The 20690-nt window shown below is 60.3% G+C and carries 15 protein-coding genes; 8 read left to right on the forward strand and 7 right to left on the reverse strand.

What is annotated here, in order from left to right; genetic code table 11:
* Positions 1-9: 9 nt before the first annotated feature.
* The 4 genes from mreC to HK23_RS09175 form a co-directional block, all read right to left on the reverse strand.
* Complete coding sequence (gene mreC / locus HK23_RS09160; RefSeq protein WP_086653714.1) at positions 10-915, reverse strand: rod shape-determining protein MreC; 906 nt, start codon at positions 913-915, stop codon at positions 10-12.
* Positions 916-1057: 142 nt separating this feature from the next.
* Positions 1058-2104: a rod shape-determining protein gene (locus tag HK23_RS09165; RefSeq protein ID WP_043549245.1), complete on the reverse strand. Its 1047-nt coding sequence runs from the start codon at positions 2102-2104 to the stop codon at positions 1058-1060.
* A gap of 197 nt (positions 2105-2301) precedes the next feature.
* Positions 2302-3891 (reverse strand): 2-isopropylmalate synthase, encoded by a 1590-nt coding sequence (locus tag HK23_RS09170; RefSeq protein WP_086653715.1) that lies wholly within the window; start codon positions 3889-3891, stop codon positions 2302-2304.
* A 275-nt stretch (positions 3892-4166) separates the two neighbouring features.
* Positions 4167-5213, reverse strand: a complete 1047-nt coding sequence (locus HK23_RS09175) for a COX15/CtaA family protein (RefSeq protein ID WP_086653727.1) — start codon at positions 5211-5213, stop codon at positions 4167-4169.
* 119 nt (positions 5214-5332) lie between these two features.
* Between HK23_RS09175 and HK23_RS09180 the strand changes: the two genes are divergently transcribed.
* From HK23_RS09180 to HK23_RS09215, 8 genes are all read left to right on the forward strand, one after another.
* A complete protein-coding gene (locus HK23_RS09180; protein ID WP_256940133.1) occupies positions 5333-6037 on the forward strand; it encodes a TVP38/TMEM64 family protein in 705 nt (234 codons plus the stop codon).
* 131 nt (positions 6038-6168) lie between these two features.
* Positions 6169-7452 carry a multidrug effflux MFS transporter gene (locus HK23_RS09185; protein ID WP_063906860.1) on the forward strand — a complete coding sequence of 428 codons (1284 nt, stop codon included), beginning with the start codon at positions 6169-6171 and terminating at the stop codon, positions 7450-7452.
* A gap of 59 nt (positions 7453-7511) precedes the next feature.
* On the forward strand, positions 7512-9743 hold the full coding sequence (locus HK23_RS09190) for an ATP-binding protein (RefSeq protein ID WP_086653717.1): 2232 nt from the start codon (positions 7512-7514) through the stop codon (positions 9741-9743).
* A gap of 85 nt (positions 9744-9828) precedes the next feature.
* Entirely contained in the window at positions 9829-10362 is a 534-nt protein-coding gene (locus HK23_RS09195) for an adenine phosphoribosyltransferase (protein WP_062141636.1), read from the forward strand.
* Positions 10363-10506: 144 nt separating this feature from the next.
* A complete protein-coding gene (locus tag HK23_RS09200) occupies positions 10507-12738 on the forward strand; it encodes an FUSC family protein (protein ID WP_086653718.1) in 2232 nt (743 codons plus the stop codon).
* 81 nt (positions 12739-12819) lie between these two features.
* Complete coding sequence (gene nadA, locus HK23_RS09205; protein ID WP_086653719.1) at positions 12820-13812, forward strand: quinolinate synthase NadA; 993 nt, start codon at positions 12820-12822, stop codon at positions 13810-13812.
* A 45-nt stretch (positions 13813-13857) separates the two neighbouring features.
* Positions 13858-14715: a carboxylating nicotinate-nucleotide diphosphorylase gene (gene nadC, locus HK23_RS09210; RefSeq protein WP_086653720.1), complete on the forward strand. Its 858-nt coding sequence runs from the start codon at positions 13858-13860 to the stop codon at positions 14713-14715.
* A gap of 221 nt (positions 14716-14936) precedes the next feature.
* Positions 14937-16178, forward strand: coding sequence for a glycerate kinase type-2 family protein (locus HK23_RS09215; protein ID WP_256940135.1), 1242 nt, complete (start codon positions 14937-14939; stop codon positions 16176-16178).
* Between the two features lie 16 nt (positions 16179-16194).
* On the opposite strand, the gene HK23_RS09220 is transcribed toward HK23_RS09215, so the two are convergent.
* The 3 genes from HK23_RS09220 to HK23_RS09230 all read right to left on the reverse strand — a co-directional run bounded on the left by HK23_RS09220 (position 16195) and on the right by HK23_RS09230 (position 20682).
* Entirely contained in the window at positions 16195-16836 is a 642-nt protein-coding gene (locus HK23_RS09220) for a uracil-DNA glycosylase family protein (RefSeq protein ID WP_086653728.1), read from the reverse strand.
* Positions 16837-16981: 145 nt separating this feature from the next.
* Positions 16982-18397, reverse strand: coding sequence for a c-type cytochrome (locus tag HK23_RS09225; RefSeq protein WP_063906859.1), 1416 nt, complete (start codon positions 18395-18397; stop codon positions 16982-16984).
* A 56-nt stretch (positions 18398-18453) separates the two neighbouring features.
* Positions 18454-20682 (reverse strand): PQQ-dependent dehydrogenase, methanol/ethanol family, encoded by a 2229-nt coding sequence (locus HK23_RS09230; protein ID WP_086653722.1) that lies wholly within the window; start codon positions 20680-20682, stop codon positions 18454-18456.
* Between the last annotated feature and the right edge of the window lie 8 nt (positions 20683-20690).

Below are 20690 nucleotides of genomic sequence, written 5' to 3' on the forward strand. Positions count from 1 at the left end.
TGAATGCCCTCAGCCCTGACCAAGCAGGGTTTTGAGGGGCAGCGTCAGCGTTTTGCGCGGGTGCGCCAGCGGCACATGGCCGGGGGCGTCGGGCGGGTCGATCAGCGCCTGACCAAAGTCAAACACTCTCAGCAGGCTCAGGTGGTCCAGCTGCGCAAACGGCACCACCACCGGCTGGCCGGGGTGCAGATAATGCACTGTGCCAATAGGGAGCCCTGCGGGAAAAGCGCCTGCCTGATCACTCGTCACGACTCGTTCACCTTCAATGGGCCGGGTATCCTGCGCGTAATACATCAGCCGGGGGAGGGGTGTATTATCCCCGCCCATGATGGCGGTAGCATGGCTGGCGTCCAGCATGACGGGCAGGCGGCTGGCAATATCGGTAATCAGCAGGATGCGCGCGGAGCGTGCGCCGGTTTCCGTCACGCGGCCCGCCAGACCATTGGCAGCAAGTGCGACATTGCCCACATGCACGCCGCTCTCCGTGCCCGCCACCAGCAGGACAGCGCGCGCATAAATACCGCCGCTATCTGCCACCACGCGGCCCGTGACAAAGGCAGGTGTGGGTTCGGGAATCCAGTGCAGGGCGGTTTTCAGCGCATCATTTTCCCGCGTCAGGGAAACAGCGACATCATACCAGCGGCGCAGATTTTCATTTTCTGTCTGAAGCCGTGCATTTTCGGACGCCATGCGCCCGGCCTCACGCAGATTGGTGTTGATGGCCTGTACCCGGTGCTGCGCGGAGGTCATCAGCCCCCATAGGGGGGCCAGACCATCGGCCACGGTCATGCGGGCCTGATCAGCCAGTTTGCGGTCTGCCTGACCGGCAATGATAATGCCAATGGACAACAGAACGAGCAGCGGCAGTACCAGCTTGCCCAGTGCCTGACGCATCTGGATGGAGACGGGAATCATGCGGCCTCCATACCTTTCAGGCGGTCAGCTCCTGTGTGTGCGTTCAGGGCGTGTCTGCGTGTTCTCCACATGGAGTGGCATGCATCCTTTCCATCAGCCGGGCTGACGTTTTGTCCTGCGTTTTATGATACAAACATGACAATTAATACATGGTTGTCAGAACATTGCGCAGGCGCTTCATTTCTTCCAGCGCGCGTCCCGTGCCCAGCGCCACGCAGGACAGCGGATCTTCCCCTACAGTAACGGGCAGGCCTGTGGCCAGACGCAGCACTTCGCTCAGCCGATGCAGCAGTGCGCCGCCGCCGGTCAGCACAATGCCTTTGTCCACAATATCAGCCGCCAGTTCCGGCGGGGTGTTTTCCAGTGCCGTGGTGACAGCATCCACAATCTGGCTGACAGGCTCAAGCAGGCTTTCAGCAATCTGGGCCTGAGAGACCTGAACCTCACGCGGGACGCCGTTAATCAGGTCACGGCCTTTGACATCCAGCCACGGGCCGGGGTCTTCCGGGTCATCCGGCATCATGGCGGAGCCGAGATTGATCTTGATGCGCTCGGCGGAGCTTTCACCAATCAGCAGGTTATGAGTGCGACGGATGTAGGAGATGATGGCTTCATCCATCTTATCCCCGCCCACACGCACGGAGCGGGCATAGACAATGCCGCCCAGAGAAATAACGGCGACTTCCGTCGTGCCGCCACCAATATCAACAATCATACTGCCGGACGGTTCCGTAACCGGCAGGCCTGCGCCAATGGCGGCGGCCATCGGTTCTTCAATCAGGAACACGCGGCGTGCCCCGGCGCTCTCCGCACTTTCCTGAATGGCGCGGCGCTCAACGGCGGTAGAGCCGGAGGGCACGCACACGATAATCTGCGGGCTGGTAAAGGCGCGGCGATTATGGACCTTGCGGATGAAATGTTTGATCATTTCTTCCGCGACATCAAAATCGGCAATCACGCCATCCCGCATCGGGCGGATGGCTGTGATGTTGCCCGGAGTCCGGCCAACCATCAGCTTGGCTTCATCCCCCACGGCCAGCAGCTGTTTCTTGCCCCGCACCTCGGCAATGGCCACCACGGACGGCTCATTGAGCACAATGCCGCGTCCTTTGACATAGACGAGGGTATTGGCAGTACCCAGGTCGATAGCCATGTCGGCGGACATGAGACCGAGCAAACGAGAGAACATCCAGCACTCCTGGCTTGAGAGGGTACTGCACGCGCCTGAAGCGCAGGCGCGCAAACAACTACACTCTGATAATGAGCTTCTATATGGGGGCAGGGATTACCGGGCCGCAACCACCCAGACAAGACCCTGAGGCAATAAACTGCCTAAAATTATACCAGCCCGGTCTGGTATAACAAAACCGGGCTGGTTTGCCGTTTTCAGGCAGTCAGTTCTTCGGGTTCTGCACGGTCTCTTTTGACCAGCAGTTTGTTCAGCGCATGCACGTATGCGCGCACTGCAGACACCACCGTATCGGCATCCGCACCCTGACCGTCCACCAGTTTGCCGTCTTCTTCCAGACGCACGGTGGTGCGGGCCTGCGCGTCCGTGCCTTCCGTAACTGCGCCAACAGAGAACAGCGCCAGACGGGCCTCATGCGGGAAGGCGCTGCGCAGGGCGTTGAAGGCAGCATCTACCGGACCGTTGCCGGTTGCTTCGGCTTCAACCGTCTTACCATCCACCTGCAGGGACAGCGTGACGTTGGACGGCTTGCCGGAGCAGGAGGTCAGGCTGAGTGCGCCAAAGCGGATATGCTCGTTATCGCGCACTTCATCGTCCACCAGCGCGACGATGTCTTCGTCGTAAACAGCCTTTTTCTTGTCAGCCAGATCCTTGAAGCGGACAAAGGCATCATTCAGCTTGGCGTCATCCAGATCGCCATAACCCAGAGCTTTCAGCTTGTCGCGGAAGGCCGCGCGGCCGGAATGCTTGCCCATGATCAGGGAGGAGCGGGTCCAGCCCACGCTTTCCGGCGTCATGATTTCATAGGTTGCAGCGTTTTTCAGCACGCCGTCCTGATGGATGCCGCTTTCATGCGCAAAGGCGTTCCGGCCCACAATGGCCTTGTTGGGCTGCACGTCAAAGCTGGTGATGGTGGCCAGCATGCGGGAGACCTTCAACAGGCTTTCCGAATGGATGCCGGTGGTGAAGGGATACTGGTCATGCCGCGTGCGGATGGCCATGACGATTTCTTCCAGCGCGGCATTCCCGGCGCGTTCGCCAATGCCGTTGATGGTGCATTCAATCTGCCGGGCCCCGCCGCGTACGGAGGCCAGTGTGTTGGCCACGCCCAGACCAAGGTCATTATGGTTGTGGGCCGAGAAAATGACCTGATCCGCCCCCGGCACGCGTTCCACCAGCATGGAGAAAATGCGTTCCATGTCTTCCGGCGTGGCGTAGCCCACGGTGTCGGGGATGTTGATGGTGGTGGCACCTGCCTTGATGGCAGCTTCCACACAGCGGCACAGGAAGTCCGGCTCCGTGCGGGAGCCATCCTCTGCGGACCATTCCACATCATCCGTCAGATTACGGGCGGCGGTGTTGCCGGTGGTGATCAGGTCCAGAACCGTCTCCGGCTCCATCCGCAGCTTGTATTTCATGTGCAGCGGAGAGGTGGAGATAAAGTTGTGAATGCGCTTGCGCTCTGCCGGGGCCAGAGCCTCACCGGCTGCAGCAATGTCTTTCGCGCCACCGGAGCGGGCCAGTGCGCAGATCACGGAGCCTTTGGTGTGCTGCGCAATCTGGTGGACGGACTCGAAGTCCCCTTTGGAGGCAACGGGGAAGCCGGCCTCAATCACATCCACGCCCAGTGCCGCGAGGGCTTCTGCCATGCGCAGCTTTTCCGCCAGATTCATGGAGAAGCCGGGGGACTGCTCGCCATCGCGCAGCGTGGTGTCAAAAATGATGACACGGTCGGCAGGCAGACGGCCAAAGGAGGGATGATTGATAATGGTGGAGCTGGCTGACATCGGAAACTGTCCTTGAAATCGGTCTTGTCTGGTTTCTGGCATGCGGGTCAGGCACGCCGGTATCCGCTATGGATACAAAGGCTCATTCGTCTTCCCCCTAAGCGCGACAGCACAAGGCCGCCCAGATCGCTCAGGGGCAGATTAGTCGAAGAAGAAGGTCCAGACGTGTGGCCACGCCGCCCGCCTGCGCCGCGTTGCGGCACAGCAGAGACTCGGACGTGAACCAGACGGAATTCATGGCGGGCACAATACAGACGGATTCGGTAAAAGCAACACTAGTTTGCGCGCTGTCCGCGCAGGCAATGCAGGGTGTAGAGCATGACGCCCAGCAATACGGCGGCGAAGGTCTGATGCACAGCCCCGGCCCAGACCGGCACAACCAGCAGCAGGGTAGTCACTCCCAGTGCATACTGGATCAGCACCGCCCAGCCCAGCAGCATGATGGCGTTATGCGCCTTGCTGCCAAGGGTGGCACTCCGCAGGCCGAACAGCAGAACCGCGCCAATGCTCAGCGCCGTCAGGGTTGCCAGCAGACGGTGGTCAAACTGAATGGCCGCCTTGTTATCCACCAGATTCATCCAGAAGGGGGAAAGACGGGCGTATTCCGTCGGGATCAGGTGTCCGTCCATCAGCGGGAAGGTGTTGTAGACAAAGCCCGCATGCTTACCTGCGGTAAAGCCACCGGCGACAATGGTGATGCAGATCAGGCAGAGCGCCAGCCAGACCAGCCGTTTGGTGCGCGTGCCCTCGGCGGAGGGGGCGACCACCTGCGGGGTGGGCCAGCGGATGGAAAGGGCTGTCCACAGGATGGCGAGATACAGGGCAAGGGCGGCACTCAGATGCAGCACCAGCCGCACCGGCTCCACTGCCGTGCTGTCCGGCCGGAAGCCGGAGGCCACCATGAACCAGCCAATGGCCCCCTGCATGGCGCCGAGAATGAAGAACACAAACAGGCGCAGCGCCAGCGCACGGGTAATCATGCCCCGGATGGTGAACCAGATGAGCGGCAGCAGCAGCACAAGGCCCATCAGGCGGCCCCAGAAGCGGTGAATCCACTCGGCCCAGAAAATTCTCTGGAAGCCTTCCAGCCCGAAGCCTTCATGCTGAAGGTGATATTGCGGGATGGTCTGATACAGCGCGAACAGCCGCTCCCACTCAGCATGAGAAAGCGGAGGAATAAACCCGCTGACAGGTTGCCAGTCCATAATGGACAGGCCAGAGCCCGTCAGGCGCGTGACACCGCCAATGGCAATCATGCCCAGCAGCATGAAGCACAGCAGGAACAGCCAGTTGGAAATCAGGCGGCGGTGGTTGGGGGCCATATCGGCATAGCGCGGAGGAGAGGAGGACATGGCACCCTTTGGCCTGTGTTGTGTCTGGATATAAGGGGGTTTAAACCCTGCTTGCGGCTGGCGGCAAGAAGATGGTACCAGCCGGCAGGATGGAACAGACACCTCCCTCCGCCGCGCGGCCTGTTTTCCGGTTTTTGCGCCCTGCGCTGATGCTGGCCTTTCTGGTCGCGGGGGCCGTAGTGCTGCGCGCCGTGCCGGGCCTGCGGCATGTGCTGGAAAGTACGGCGCTGCTGCGGGATGGCGCAGGGGGGCGCGTGGTGTTTCTGGCCGGTGCGTCTGTCTGGTGTGCGTTTGGTCTGCCCCGGCAGGTTGCGGGCTTTGCTGCCGGGCTGGCTTATGGTGCCCTCGAGGGCACGGTGCTGATTACCGTTGCATCGACAGCCGGATGTGTGGCTGGCTTTTTCTGGGCGCGCTGGGGCGGGCGGCAATGGGCGCAGGCCCGGCTTGGGGCGCGCTTTGCCCGGCTGGACGCCATGCTGAGCCGCCAGCCTTTTCTGAGTATCCTTACATTGCGTTTGCTGCCGGTTGGGTCAGCCTTGTTGCTGAACCTGCTTGGGGGCGTCTCCGGCATCGGCGTGGTGCCTTTTACCCTGGCGACCGTGCTGGGCGGCCTGCCGCAGAACGTGGTGGCCGTGCTGCTGGGGGCCGGTGTGCGGGTTGACGCTGTGTGGCAGTTTGTGCTTGGCGGGGGCCTGTTTGTCGCCTCAGGCATACTGGGTGTGTGGCTGCTGCGTCGGGCGCAGGTGGGCCGCATGGTGCAGGATGCAAACCGGGCCGACCAGCCAGACGTGTAGGAACCTGCCTCATCAGGAGCGGCATCACAAAGATGCTGCATTTCTGTTCTTCGTTTTTGCCTCTGTCCTGTCAGGGCGATGTCCTGTTCAGTCTTTCCTTTGCCCCTCTTTTTTCTTTCCGGAGCGCCACGATGGCATCTGCCACCGTCTCACGAGAGCCTGTTTCTGCCATTTTCCCTAACGGGGTGCCGGGCTGGCTCCCCCTTCTGCTGGGGTTTCTGACAGCTGTTGGACCCATTTCCACAGATATTTATCTGCCAGCGTTTCCCGCTATGGAGCAGTCTCTGCATACCACGGCGGGGAATGTGCAGATGACGCTGTCCATCTGGTTTGTCGGGCTGGCAATCGGGCAGATTACCATGGGGCCGCTGGCAGACCGGTACGGGCGGCGCTGGCCCATGTTGGCTGGCAATCTGATTTACGGTCTGGCGTCAGCGGTCTGTGCATTTGCGCCGGATATCATCACTTTTTCCATCGCCCGGTTTGTGGCGTCCATTGGGGCCTCGGCCAGTCTGGTCATCCCCACGGCCTGTGTGCGTGATATTGTGCCAGACCGGAATGCCGGGGCTAAAATGCTGTCTCAACTGGTGATGGTGATGGGCGTTGTGCCCATTCTGGCCCCCATGCTGGGCGGGATGGTTGTGGCCGTCACCTCATGGCGCATCATCTTCTGGGCGTCTGCGGTGTACGGGCTGCTGTGCGTTGTGCTGGTGCTGTGGGTGCTGCCGGAAACGCTGCCGTACCAAAAGCGCGTCTCTCTTTCTCCCATGACGCTGGTCACCCGTTATCTGACTCTGCTGCGGGATCGGTCTTTTAGCGCCCATGCGCTGATCACAGGTTTTTCCACCTTCATGCAGTTCAGCTATCTGACGGCGGCATCCTTTGTCTTCATCAAGATTTTCGGGTTCACGCCGTTCCGCTTCTCCATGCTGTTTGGCATTTTTTCCGTGTTCATGATCGGCGCATCCCAGTTGAACGGGGTGCTGGTGGGGCGGATCGACTCGGCCAGACTGCTGGTTATGGCCGTGCTGGTGGCCGTGCTGGGTGGCGCGCTGGTGGTGGCTGTCAGTCTGTGGGGGGATTGGTATGCAAGTGCGGAATGGCGCAAACATTACGAAGTGTGGTTCCTTATTGCCACAATGGTGCTCACCCTCGCGCCGACGGGCTTTATCTTCCCTAATGGCATGATGGGCGCACTGGCGGACCACCCCAGCCTGGCAGGGGCAGCGGCCGCGCTGGCGGGTACCATGCAGTATGTGCTGGGTGCGCTGGCCGGGGCCGTGCTGGGGATGTTCCCCACAACATCGGCTCTGCCTATGGCGGGCTGTATGTTTTTTGGTACATTAATGATGCTGGTCATGTGTGCATTCCGCCCCGGCGGGCTGAGCGGCACCAGCGGCCACCAGAGCGACTGAGGCAAATACGGGCGCTGTGCCCTGACGCCGCAGGCAACGTGAGACGGAGCTAGGACGGCATGGCACGGCATCCCGCAAGACGGGCCCATATTCTGGCACTGATTGGTGCCGGTCTGCTTATTGTCACGTTCGGGACTATGGGCATTGAGCTTGGGAACGAAATGGCCCGCCATGGTGATCTGGACCGCCAGAGCACCGCTGCGGGCAGCTACCTGCGTAACCTGCACCATGCGACGAGCGAGGCCCGGATCTGCCATTATGCCTGGCTGGCCAAAGGGCAGGAGCGGGACCAGACCTGTTATGAGCGTGCCATAGCTCAGCTTGGCACGGCACGGCAGGAGTTTACGGCGTTCAAGGCCGTCCAGAAGCGGGAAGGCAGCGAGCGGTCCGAACCGCTGAGCGCTGTTGATACCGGTCTGGCGCAGATTGCAGGCTGGAAGACCACCGGGGGCGCTATGCCGGACGGGGGTGAGCAGGTTCTGGCCACTCTGGATGATAATCTCTCCGTTCTCAGCCGCGTCAGCACGCTGGATCAGGCAGACCGTGTGGCCAATATGCTGCGTAATACCAGCTGGCAGCGGCGTCTGGGGCTTCTTGGTATTCTGACCGGTGTGCTCAGCCTGATTTCCGCAGGCTGGGTTCTGGACCGGTCCTCTCTTGCAGCTGCAAGGGCGGAAGCGTCCTCGCGTGATCTGGCGTTGCGTCTGCGCGCCACACTGGACAGCCTGAGTCTCGGTGTTGCGGTGTTCGGTGCGGATGGCCGCCTGTGGCACTGGAACGAGCAGCTGCGCACGGTGCTGGGGCTTGAAAAGGATTTTCTGAAGCTCGGCTTGTCTTACGAGGAACTGAGTGCGGTTCTGGTCGTGGGGGGCGTCCCCCTGCTGGAGCCGTTCGAGCATATTGAGGCCAGCCTGTTGCGCGGGGAATCTGCGCCGCCGGTCATGGTGGAATGCAACGGGATCAATGGCGCGGATCTGGAACTGTGCCGCACCCTGTTCTTTGCGCCGGATGGCGCTGCGGAACGCCGGGGCTTTGTGCTGACAGCCGCGGACATCACCCTCCGCCTGCGCAGTGAGCGCGCTCTGGGTGAAGCGCAGAAACTCCGTGCCCTTGGCCAGCTGACTGCGGGTATTGCGCATGATTTCAAAAATCTGCTCACCGTTATTCTGGGTAATCTGGAACTGGCGGCGGACCATGACCAGCCGGACCATGTGGAGCAGCGGCAGGAATACCTTTCCGCAGCCACCCACGCCGGGCGTCGGTCCGAGGCGCTGACGGGCCAGTTGCTTTCCTTCATGCGGCGGCAGAGCACCACGCCGGATTCTCTTTCTCTGGCCGATCTGTTCTCGTTTCTAAGCGGCTTGCTGGGGCGGATTATCGGCTCCCGTATTGTGGTGGAATGTGGGGATGTCTCGGGCGTGTGGTCTGTGCGGGCGGACCCGGCTCAGCTTGAAAGTGCTGTGCTGAATCTGGCCATCAATGCGCGGGATGCCATGCCCACAGGCGGGCGTCTGCGCATTGCGGCGCGGAATGTCACGTTTCCTGTCAATGCCGATCTGATGAGCCTGCCGGTGGAGGAAGGCCGCACAATGCGCGTGGTGTCCGACCCCACGCCGCTGACAGCCGGGGACTGGGTGCGGCTGGACGTGATTGATAGCGGCAGCGGCATGACGCAGGAAGTTCTGGCGCATCTGTTTGAACCCTTCTTCACCACCAAGAGCGAGGGCGCGGGCACAGGGCTGGGGATGGCTATGGTCCTGGCGTTTTCTCAGCAGGCGCGTGGGCGTGTGGTTGTGGCGACCGGCGCATCCTGTGGCACGGAGGTCTCGTTGTGGCTTCCCCGCGCTGTGACGGATGTGAAAGAGGTCGTGCTGCCCAAATGCGCACCGGCGGCACAGGTGCAGGAACGACAGATGCAGGTTCTGGTGGTGGAAGATGATGCCGCCATTCGGGATATTGTCGTCACCATTCTGGGCATGGCCGGGCACCGGGTGCTGGAAGCCGGTGATGGAGAGCAGGCCTTTGACGTAGCCGCTGCTGCCAAAGGACGGATTGATCTGCTGGTGACAGATATTCAGCTCCCCGGCCCGCTGGATGGCGTGACGCTTTCCCGCGTGCTGGCCGGGCGCGATGCCGGTCTGGCTGTGGTCTATATGTCGGGTGAACTTACGCCGGACAGCCCGCCGCCACCCGGTGCGCTGAAGGGGGCGCGACTGCTGCCCAAGCCTTTCCGCCGAGATGGCCTGATGCAGGCGGTGACAGATGCTCTGAGCGCCCGGGCGGGGGCCTGACCCCCATCCTTTCTCTCTTGCGGAAGGGGGAGGGGCGGGCTAGAGCGTGTGCCGCAAAAACCATCGGAAAAGGACACCACGGGCCATGACGCAGCACGAGGATATCGACCTGAAGCGTTATATTCGGAACATTCCCGATTTTCCGAAACCGGGTATCCTGTTCTACGATATTTCCACGCTGATGCGTGAGCCGGATGCCTGGCAGATTACCATGGGCCGTCTGGCACGCCAGATTGCACCGTGGGAGCCGGATATGCTGGCTGCTGTGGAATCCCGCGGATTTCTGACGGCTGCTCCACTGGCGGACCGCCTTGGCTGTGGCATGCTGATGTTGCGCAAACCGGGCAAACTGCCGGGTGCAACCATCTCCCATACCTATGATCTGGAATATGGCAGTGATACACTGCAAATTCAGGCGGATGCCATTAAGCCCGGCCAGCGCGTTGTGGTGATGGATGATCTGCTGGCAACCGGCGGCACGCTCTCAGCCTCTGTCACGCTGCTGCAAAAAGCCGGCGCCAATGTGGTGGGCGCATCTGTGCTGGTGGAACTGACGGGCCTTGGCGGGCGCGCAAAAGTGGATGCGCCTGTTAAAACCCTGCTGTCTTACGACGAATAAAACACGACCAGCCCTGCTGTGCCTGTGACGCCTGCCTGTCAGGCATAGCGGGCATAGTAAGGTGTGAATACGTTTTTAAGTTGCCGTGAGCTATGAAGGCTGCATGGCAGGTATTTCCATAGAATACGTTTGGCTGAGTGCTGCATGAGGAGTGCAGTGCTTTCTTTAGGCCAGCTCTGGCAGGCGTTTGCGCAAATTGCGCGCCAGACTCTGCTTGGGTCCGGCCCGCCGCGTAAACTTGACCACTTTCGCTGGCTGTATGCGCCGGATCTGCTGTCCTTCGGTTACGCGCTGCGGACCACGATTTCTGCTTTGATTGCACTGGGCATTGCCCTGTGGTGGGAGCTTGGCAGCCCACAATGGGCCGCGCTGACGGTCTGGATGGTGGCGCAGGGCACGCGCGGCAAATCCATTGCCAAGGCGCGGTGGCATATGTTCGGCATGGTGGTGGGCACTATCTGCGCCATTGTGCTGGTGGCCTGCATGCCACAGGCCCCGCTGCTGTATCTGCTCTGTCTGGCCGGAGGGATCGGGCTTTTCTGCTTTATCGGCACACTGCTGCCCGGCCCGGCCGCCATGACCAATTACCGTATTCACGGCATGCGGGCGTCCGGTTTTACCTACGCGATTATTGCGCTGGATGGCGTGCTGGCCCCGGACCATATTTTTGAAATCGCCATGGCCCGCGCCACTTACATCACACTGGGCATTGTGGTGGAAACCACCATTTCCTCCCTGTTTCAGTATCAGCTGGAAAACCGCGCCAGAAACCGGCTGGCCAGCAATTTTGTGCAGGCGCTGGGCGGAGTGACGCGCACACTCGGCCGCCTGCTGCAAGGCGACCGCGCCTCTGTTACGACCTCCCCCGAGGTGTTTTCCACCATCCTGACGCTGAGCGATCAGGTTGAGTTTGCCGAAATTGAGATGGGCAAACACAAGCATGAAGGGGACCACGCCCGCGCAGCCCTTGCCGCCATGACGGTTCTGATGTCTCGCGGGCTGGATCTGGCGGCGTTGTTGCAGGTGCCGGATAGTAAGGGCGGCCATTATCAACAGACGGCAGCGGAAGTGAGCCATTTTTTGCAAACGCTGCCCGGCCGGGTCGATCAGGACCAGCCGATTGCCTCCGTTTTGCAGGAACTGGATGCATTATGCGCGACCTGCCGCCAGCTTGCGGCCTCCTGCCTTGATGAGGAGATGGTCGCGGCAACCCACACGCCGGTTGATCTGCAAGAGGAACGCGTCATCTCCCGGCAAGGCCAGCTTTTGCACAAGCTGGGAGAAATGATGGACGAGCTGCGGCTGGCGCTTGAGCAGTTCGACATGAGCCGCAACCCGCAGCCGCATGACCATTTCCGTTACGCCATGCGCTCTTACCGCGACTGGCGGATGGCATTTACCAACAGTCTGCGGGCCTCTGTCACCATCTTCTGCTCCGGGTTGATCTGGGTCGCCACCGCCTGGCCGGATGGTCTGACCTTCATGATGTTTGTCTCCATTGTCTGCGCCCTGTTCTCCACGCTGGAACAGCCGGCTCTGGCAACCAGAGCTTTCCTGCACGGCACAATCTGCGTCATCGCGATGTGCTGCGTGCTGGATTTGTGGGTGATGGCGCAGCCCACAACGTATGAAATGCTGGCCATGTGCCTTTCCATCCCCATGCTGCTGGGCGGCCTGGCCTTTGCCTATGTGCCGCTGGTACTGGCGGCAGTGGCCTATAATCTGTTCCTGCCCATTCTGGTCGGGCCACTGAATCAGGGCCGGATGGATGAGATCATGTATTTCAACACGGCCTTGCCGCTCCTGCTGGCCATGGTGTTTGCCATGTGGATGTATCGGGTGTTCCTGCCGTTTGACCCGAATGGTCTGCGATGGGACATGCGGCTGAATATTCTGCGGGGCTTGCGGCGGCTGGCCAGCCAGCGCGTGCCGGAACTGCCGTCCGAAGTGGTGGGGCGGAGCGTGGACGGCTTTGTGCGCCTGTCCACTATGACGCCGGATAAAAAGTCTTTTGTGCTCAATCGCTATCTGAGCGGTGTGCTGTCCGGCATGACCATCGGGCTGAATGTGTTGCGGTTGCGCGCCATTCTGGCGCAGGGTGTGTTGCCGCCCGGCGCACAACGGGCCACGCAGGCCATGATGAACCGGATGCAGCGGTTTACAGGCCGATACGGCGGCCAGTACGGCCGTACAGCGCGGGCCACGCATCTGGCTGTACAGTATCTGGTGCAGCGGGAGCAGGTGGAGACTAACCTGTCCGTGCGGCTGGAAATGCTGCGCGCCCTTGCCAGCCTGCGGGTGATTGAAACGGAACTTGAGCAGAACCGGGATTTCTTTGATGCGTCGTCCCCGTATCTGGACAAGGCGTTTTCCTGACTGTGTTTTGACTCTTCCTGTGCCAGCAGGCATGGAAAAGGCGATGCCCCGGCCCCTTTCTGTTCAGACGGATACAGCAAAATGACCGCCTCCCTTCAGACGTCATTCTGGCAAGAGCAGGCAGACAGCCTGTACCCACGGGTAAGCCACGTGATTCCGGCCATGGAGTGGCCTGCATTTTCTGAGGATATTGCCGCTATTCTGGCCCTTAAGGAAAAGCATAACGCGGTTATTCTGGCGCATAATTATCAGACGCCGGAAATCTTCCATTGTGTGGCGGATGTCACGGGGGATTCCCTCGCTCTGGCGCGTAGGGCGCAGGACGTAAAAGCCGACATCATTGTTATGGCTGGCGTTGCCTTCATGGCGGAGACCGCCAAGCTGCTCAATCCGTCTAAAAAAGTGCTTCTGCCGTCTGTTGAGGCCGGATGTTCACTCGCGGACTCCATTACCGCAGCCGATGTCCGGCTGATGCGCGCCCGTTATCCCGGCGTGCCGGTGGTGACGTATGTGAACACCTCTGCCGATGTGAAGGCGGAAAGCGATATCTGCTGCACCTCCGGCAATGCCCGCAAGGTCATTGAAAGTCTGGGTGTGGATGAAGTGATTATGATCCCCGATGAGTTTCTGGCGCAGAATGTTGCCAAGGAAACCGGGGTGAAAATCATCACCTGGAAAGGCCATTGCGAGGTGCATGAGCGCTTCACGCCGGAAGAAATCCGTCAGTGGCGCGCTGCATGGCCGGACCTTGTGGTGCTGGCGCATCCGGAATGCCCGCCGGAGGTTGTGGCGGAAGCCGATTTCTCCGGGTCAACCGCCGGGATGTCAGACTTTGTGGCGTCTGGGAAAGCCGGGCGCGTGCTGCTGGTGACGGAATGTTCCATGAGCGACAATCTGGCGGTGGACCACCCGGAGGTAGAGTTTGTCCGCCCGTGTAATCTGTGCCCGCATATGAAGCACATCACGCTCTCCGCCATCCGCAAATCTCTGGAACAGATGGAAGTAGAAGTGACGGTCGATCCCAGCGTGGCAGACCGCGCGCGCCTGTCCATTGAGCGGATGCTGGCGGTTTAAGGCACTTTCCCCTCCCGATTTTTAAAGAAGAGAACGAGACCGTCCATGCTGCCTGCTCTGCCTGATATCATGCTCGAACCGCTGGTGCGGGCCGGACTGCTGGAAGATCTCGGACGCGGAGGGGATCTGACAACCAGCGCCGTTCTGAAAGGGACCGAGCGCGCCCGGGTGACCCTGCGGTGCCGGGAAAAAGGCGTTCTGGCCGGGCTGGATCTGGCCAGATTATCTTTTCACCTGATGGACCCGTCTCTGCTGTTCGAGCGCCTGAAAGTGGAGGGCGCGTCTCTGGAACCCGGTGACGTGGTAGCTGTAGTGGAAGGCTCTGCCCGCTCCATCCTGACAGGCGAGCGGGTGGGGCTAAATTTTCTCTCTCATCTCAGCGGTATTGCTACCGCCACGGCAGAGATTGTGGCCAGCATGGCAGGCACAAAGGCGCGTTTGTGCTGCACACGTAAAACGCTGCCGGGTTTGCGGGCGGTGCAGAAATACGCCGTGCGGGCCGGTGGGGGGATCAGCCACCGTATGGGGCTGGATGACGCTATTCTGATCAAGGACAACCATATTGCGCTGGTTGGCAGCGTGCAGGAAGCCGTGGCGCGGGCGCGCAAGGCAGCGGGCCATATGGTGAAAATTGAAGTTGAGGTCGATACGCCCGAGCAATTGCAGGAAGTGCTGTCTGGTGAGCCGGTGGACGCCGTGCTGCTGGATAACATGCCTGTGCCCATGCTGCGCACCTGTGTTGAGATGATTAAAGGCCGTCTGCTGACCGAGGCCTCGGGTGGCATTACACCGCTGACGGCGGCGGCTATTGCGCAGACTGGGGTGGATCTGCTGTCCGTTGGCTGGCTGACGCACTCCGTCAAATCGCTCGATTTTGGTCTGGATTTTGAAAAGACCCTTTGAGCGTCATCACCTGCACACCGCGGTGTTCTGTGTAACCCTTGGGGCAGGTCACGCGTTAGTCGGTGAAATGTGATTCTGGTCCCTTGAGTTCATCTCCGGAACGTCATGGGATGATGCACGAAAAATAAGAGGCAGCCTTTATGTCAGAGTCTTTCAACACATCGTCGTCCTCTCCGGCGGAAGAGTGGTCGGAAACCCGGGTGCGGGTTTTTCTGCGGGAAATGTTTGACGCTGCCGTGGCCAGTGCCAGCCCCTTCCAGGTGCTGGCGCGGTTCCTGCCGGAAAAACCTAAAGGACGTTGTGTTGTGGTCGGGGCGGGGAAGGCAGCGGCGTCCATGGCGGCCGCGCTGGAAGCCGCATGGCCGGATGTGCCGCTGGAAGGCGTCGTGGTCACGCGGGATGGCCACGCCACGCCCACACAGTCCATCCGCGTGCTGGAAGCCTCTCATCCCGTGCCGGATGAACGCAGCGAGCAGGCCGCGCGGGAAATTCTGGAAACGGTTAAGGGGCTTCAGGCGGATGATCTCGTCATTGCCCTGATTTCTGGTGGCGGTTCGTCTCTTCTGGCGCTCCCCGCTGAGGGCATTACGCTGGAGGAGAAAAGGCAGATTGCCCGCCAGCTTCTGCATTCCGGCGCGACCATTACAGAGATGAACACCGTCCGCCGCCATTTGTCCGCCATCAAGGGTGGGCGGCTGGCGCAGGCGGCCTATCCGGCACGGGTTGTATCTTTGGTGATCAGCGACGTCCCGGGTGATGACCCATCCGTCATTGCCAGTGGCCCGACTGTGCAGGATGAGACGACGGCAGCGGATGTGCTGCGCATTATTCAGAAATATGATCTGACGTTACCGCCCGCAGCACAGGCCGTGCTGCAACGGGAGGCAAGTGCTGCCCGCCAGAGCCACCCGCCCGTGGCTGAGAGCAATAGCCTGACATTGATCGCAACGCCGTTCTTCGCCTTGGAAGCCGCAGCGGATGTTGCACGCCGGGCGGGAGTGACCCCCATCATTCTGGGGGATGCGCTGGAAGGGGAAAGCAGCTCAGCCGGCACGCTGTTTGCGGGCATGGCCCGGTCTGTCAGACAGCACGGTCAGCCTGTGGCAGCCCCTGCCGTCCTGCTGAGCGGTGGGGAAACCACTGTAACCATCAGGCCGGGTGAGAAACCGGGCAAGGGAGGTCGGAATACGGAATTCCTGCTGGCCTGTGCGCAAAGTCTGGCTGGTGAGGCGGGTATCTGGGGTATGGCCGGGGACAGCGACGGGATTGATGGCACAGAAGATGCCGCCGGTGCCCTGATCGGCCCGCAAACACTGGCTCGCGGTGCCGCATTGGGTCTGAGTGCCGAAGATTTTCTCAAACGGCACGATAGCTATAGCTACTTTAAAAAGCTGGATGACCTTGTGATGACCGGCCCAACGCTGACCAATGTGAATGATATTCGCATGATTCTGGTTTTATAAAAGGCCTCTGGCGTTTTCAGTCTTCCAGAGCGTGTCTGACCGCTTCCCGCAGAGCCGGGATAACCACGTTCTGGAATTCCGGCGTTTTTCGCTCCCACGCCCCTGTTCGCCATGAAGGGTGCGGGAGAGGGAAATAGTTGGGTAGATAAGAACGAAAATCTAAAACCCGTTCAAAAACCTTTCCTTTTCCCAAAGCGTAATTCTGCGCGTAAGAGCCGGCAAGCAGCGTAAGGCGCAGATCGGGCAGGAAGGACAGGATGCGTTCCCGCCAGAGGGACGCGCATTCCGGCGGTGGTGGCCGGTCGCCCCCTTTTGGTAAAACTCCAGGATAACACAGGGCCATTGGCACAATAGCGACCTGTTCTGTGTCGTAAAAAACATCCGGGCTCATATCTAGCCAGGAGCGCAGGCGTTCGCCTGAGGCATCGTTAAACGGAATGCCGGTATTGTGCACACGTGTTCCCGGTGCCTGTCCGGCAATCAAAAGCCGGGCGCGCGGAGAAATGCGCACAACAGGACGCGGCCCAAGCGGCAGTTTGTGCGCACAGGCCTGACACCCCCGCAGTTCTTTCAGAAAACCGGCAAGAGCTTCGTCCTGTTCCGCAGGAGTGCTGTCTGCGGGAAAGGCGGGAGTGTGTCGGGAAAAAAGAGAGGCCATGCCAAGGATATGTGGTGGGGTGCCTCGTTCCACAATATGCCGTTTTTCCGAAGCGTGCCGCGCATAAAAAAACACCGCGCTGGCGGACCAGCGCGGTGCTTTCAGATCTGCCCCGGTTAAGAGGCAGAGTGAGAGAAGGGGCGGCTTACTGTGCTGCGTCTTCACCCGTGTGGGTCTGCGGAGAGAACGTCCAGCCAGCGCCGTAAGGCTGCGGATGGAAGACACCCCATGTTGCCGTGTCGCTCCCACCAAAGCCCCAGGAAGCGGAGGAGATCGGTGCATGATCAACACGCAGCTTCTGGATGTCAGAGGCTGTGACGTTAGCCGGAGCTTTGTTGCCCCATGCCGTGCGGATGAAGTTCACGACATCAGCCATCTGCTGGTCAGACAGAACGCTCTTGTAACCCGGCATGGCCACAGCGGACGGAGCCCAGTTGGTCGGCGGCAGAACCGCACCGTCCACAATGATGTGGGCGACAGATGTCGGGTTTTCAGACACCACAACCGGGTTTCCTGCCAGCGGCGGGAACATACGGGCGACACCACCACCGTCGTTACGGTGACAGATAGCGCACTGGTCAACATACACGCTGGCGCCGGGGGTGCCGGATGTGTTGTTGGAATCCAGAGCCTGTGCCGTGGACGGATCATACTTGTAGTCACCGCGTGCCGGCGGAACCGGGGGCAGGGCCTTCAGGTATTTCGCCATGGCGTGCAGATCAGCGTCCGTGAAGTACTGGGTGCTCCAGCCCACCACGTCTGCCATGCCGCCAAACACAGCGGAGTGGTCGGTACGGCCGGACTTCAGGAACTGGTAGAGGTCTTCTTCAGACCAGCGACCTACACCCATGACCGGGTCGTTCCGCAGGCTGGGGGCAATCCAGTTATCAATCGGAGCGCCACCGGCCAGGAAGTCAGCACCGCCAGATGCATCCAGAGCCTTTTCCTGCATGCCGAAGCCGCGCGGCGTATGACACGCACCGCAATGGCCCGGACCCGTGACGAGGTATTCACCGCGGGCAATGTCAGCATCCGTGCCCGGAGCCGGCGTGAAGTCCTTGGGAGCCGGAGCAAACACGGAACGCCAGATGGACAGCGGCCAGCGCATGGATAGAGGCCAGGAGATGCCTGCCGGCTTGTTCGCTTCGGCAACCGGCTTCACACCGTGCATGAAGTACGCATACAGCGCCTTCATGTCGTCCTGCGTCATCCGTGCGAAGGACGGATAAGGCATGGCCGGGTAAAGTGTGCTGCCATCCTTGCGGACGCCGTGGCGAACGGCTTCGTCAAATTCCTTGAACGTGTAGGTGCCAATCCCGTGGGTCGGGTCCGGCGTGATGTTCGTGGAATAGATGGTGCCAATGGGGGTCTGAATAGACAGACCACCCGCGTATTTCTGGCCATGCAGCGCTGTATGACAGGCCACGCAGTCACCCAGACGGGCGACATACTCACCTTTTTTAACCAGTTCATCATCAGTGCTCTGGGCATGGGCCAGAGAAGTTCCTGCCAGAAGCCCGACAGTGACCGCTCCAAGAGCGGCTTTTAGTCCTTTGATCATCGTTTTTACCACTGTATCGCTTGTGTGCCGAATGACGTCATGACTCTGCCGGACCATTACGGCGTGATGCCGAGGGTCGCGTTTTCAGGAATGCCCTTGTCATTCTTACGAGCATCCACTTCACGCTGATACGTTTCGTTCGCGCGCTTGATGATGAACTGGCGAATAGCCTCGATCTCATCAGGCTTCATGCTCGTATCAAAACGATCCATGCCGTAGGCAGTCAGAGCACCGCGACCGACAACGTTGTAGAAGGCGTCCTGATGGCGGATGGAACCGGACCAGCGCAGATCAGGCAGAACGCCCGCACCTTCAGCGTTATCGCCATGGCAGGCGGCGCAATAGGTCTGGAACTGGAAGTAGCCGTTATCCGTCACCTTGGTGTCATACTGTGCCGGCGGCTTGACGGGCAGGAAGCCCTTGTCGTTCTGCGGCGGCAGAACAGCATTGCCATCCAGAGAGAAGGCCACAACGCGGGAGTGGTTGACTGTCCAGCCGGACGTACGGGCCAGACCACCCAGGAAGAACGGATAGATCCCGCCCCAACCCACTTCCACAGCCACGTACTGCTTGCCTTTTGCCTTATAGGTAATCGGCGGAGCAATAATGCCGCTCTGTGCGTCAAAGTGGAACAGGTCCGCACCGTTCGTGGCGTCGTAGGCGTGGAATTCACCGTTCGCCAGACCCTGGAACAGAAGATCACCGCCGGTTGCCAGCAGACCACCATTCCAGGGGCCTTTATGGTCAACAACCCAGGCTGCCTGCTGCTTCTTCGGATCCCAGGCCACAATCCAGCCCTTCAGATCTTTCATGAAAGCCGTGCGGGCTTCAGGCGTATCGGGCAGACCGGCCTTGTTCATGTCCAGACCGAGGTTCCAGGAGTCCGGGTGAGCTTTAAAGCCACCAACCTGGTTTTTATACAGGAACGGAACCTGCTGTGCCGGGATATAGACCAGACCCGTTTTGGGGCTGTAGGCCATGGCAGCAAAGTTATGCCCGCCCAGATCGCCCGGAATACCGTACCATTCCTTGCCGTTCAGGGTGTAGAGCGCATCCGGGTTGTAGATCGGACGACCCGTTTTGGGGTCCAGACCCTGTGCCCAGTTCTGGTACACATAGTTGTTGCCGGACAGGAATTCACCCGTCTTGGCGTCCAGAATGTAGAAGAAACCGTTTTTCGGCGCATGGACGATCACGTGGCGTTTTTCACCGTTGATCGGCAGATCAAGCGTCATGATCTGCTGGACCGAGGTGTAATCCCACTGGTCCATCGGCGTTTCCTGGAAATGCCAGACGTATTCGCCGGTTTCAGGCTTAACGGCAACAATGCTGCCCAGGAACAGGTTATCGCCAATCCCGTCGGAACGATATTTGTAGTTCCAGGGGGAGCCGTTACCGACGGCCAGATAAACCAGATCGGCTTCGGGGTCATAGACAATGGAGTCCCAGACCGTGCCGCCGCCGCCCTGCTTCGTCCAGGCGCCCGTGGGGCTCCAGGTCTTGTAGGCTTTGTTCATCAGAGCGGAATCTGATGCCGCGTGGTCAGGCTGGTTCTTGTTGTTAGGAACCGTATAGAAGCGCCAGTCCATCTTGCCGGTTTCGGCATCGTAGGCGGTTACAAAACCACGGGCACCAAACTCGGACCCGCCGTTGCCGATCAGAACGCGACCTTTTGCAACACGCACAGCGCCGTCAACCGTATAGGAACGCTGCTGACCCAGAGAGGCATCTTTGGGGATGGTGTTCACGCTCCACACCAGCTTGCCGGTTTTGGCATCCAGTGCGATCAGGCGGCCATCAAACGTGCCAAAGTAGACTTTGCCGTTCCAGTATGCTGCACCACGGTTGACCGTGTCACAGCAGCCCTTGTCCGCAATGTTGCCCGGGGTGCGCGGGTCATAGGCCCACAGCAGCTTGCCGGTTGCGGCGTCGAGCGCCTTCATTTTGGACCAGTTGGTGGTGGCATACATCACGCCGTCCACAACCAGAGGCGTGCCTTCCTGCCCACGGTTTGTGTCCAGGTCGTAGAACCAGGCCAGCTTCAGGTTGCCAACGTTGGACCGGTTGATGTCCTCCAGCGGGCTGAAGCGCTGTTCGGTGTAGGTCCGGCCATAGGAAAGCCAGTTTTCAGGGTGATCATCCGCATGGATAATCGCTTCCCCTGTGTTGCTTTGGGCGTCAGCGTAGGCAGGCACTGCCGCATACGGCAGTGATGCGGCGCAGATCGTTCCAGCCGCGAGAATTCCTAGCAGCGAACGTCTCTTGGCGGAGGCGGGGCGGGGCATGCGTTAAC

It is taken from the genome of Acetobacter malorum, from assembly GCF_002153605.1.
Taxonomy (GTDB): Bacteria; Pseudomonadota; Alphaproteobacteria; order Acetobacterales; family Acetobacteraceae; genus Acetobacter; species Acetobacter malorum_A.

Excerpts from the sequence above, each read along its gene's own strand:
- HK23_RS09220 (WP_086653728.1), bottom strand. The coding sequence starts at position 16,836 with ATGGCCTCTCTTTTTTCCCGACACACTCCCGCCTTTCCCGCAGACAGC.
- mreC (WP_086653714.1), bottom strand. The coding sequence starts at position 915 with ATGATTCCCGTCTCCATCCAGATGCGTCAGGCACTGGGCAAGCTGGTA.
- HK23_RS09185 (WP_063906860.1), top strand. The coding sequence starts at position 6,169 with ATGGCATCTGCCACCGTCTCACGAGAGCCTGTTTCTGCCATTTTCCCT.
- HK23_RS09190 (WP_086653717.1), top strand. The coding sequence starts at position 7,512 with ATGGCACGGCATCCCGCAAGACGGGCCCATATTCTGGCACTGATTGGT.
- HK23_RS09215 (WP_256940135.1), top strand. The coding sequence starts at position 14,937 with ATGTTTGACGCTGCCGTGGCCAGTGCCAGCCCCTTCCAGGTGCTGGCG.
- HK23_RS09180 (WP_256940133.1), top strand. The coding sequence starts at position 5,333 with ATGGAACAGACACCTCCCTCCGCCGCGCGGCCTGTTTTCCGGTTTTTG.
- nadC (WP_086653720.1), top strand. The coding sequence starts at position 13,858 with ATGCTGCCTGCTCTGCCTGATATCATGCTCGAACCGCTGGTGCGGGCC.
- HK23_RS09170 (WP_086653715.1), bottom strand. The coding sequence starts at position 3,891 with ATGTCAGCCAGCTCCACCATTATCAATCATCCCTCCTTTGGCCGTCTG.
- HK23_RS09175 (WP_086653727.1), bottom strand. The coding sequence starts at position 5,213 with ATGGCCCCCAACCACCGCCGCCTGATTTCCAACTGGCTGTTCCTGCTG.
- nadA (WP_086653719.1), top strand. The coding sequence starts at position 12,820 with ATGACCGCCTCCCTTCAGACGTCATTCTGGCAAGAGCAGGCAGACAGC.
- HK23_RS09230 (WP_086653722.1), bottom strand. The coding sequence starts at position 20,682 with ATGCCCCGCCCCGCCTCCGCCAAGAGACGTTCGCTGCTAGGAATTCTC.
- HK23_RS09225 (WP_063906859.1), bottom strand. The coding sequence starts at position 18,397 with ATGATCAAAGGACTAAAAGCCGCTCTTGGAGCGGTCACTGTCGGGCTT.
- HK23_RS09195 (WP_062141636.1), top strand. The coding sequence starts at position 9,829 with ATGACGCAGCACGAGGATATCGACCTGAAGCGTTATATTCGGAACATT.
- HK23_RS09200 (WP_086653718.1), top strand. The coding sequence starts at position 10,507 with ATGAGGAGTGCAGTGCTTTCTTTAGGCCAGCTCTGGCAGGCGTTTGCG.
- HK23_RS09165 (WP_043549245.1), bottom strand. The coding sequence starts at position 2,104 with ATGTTCTCTCGTTTGCTCGGTCTCATGTCCGCCGACATGGCTATCGAC.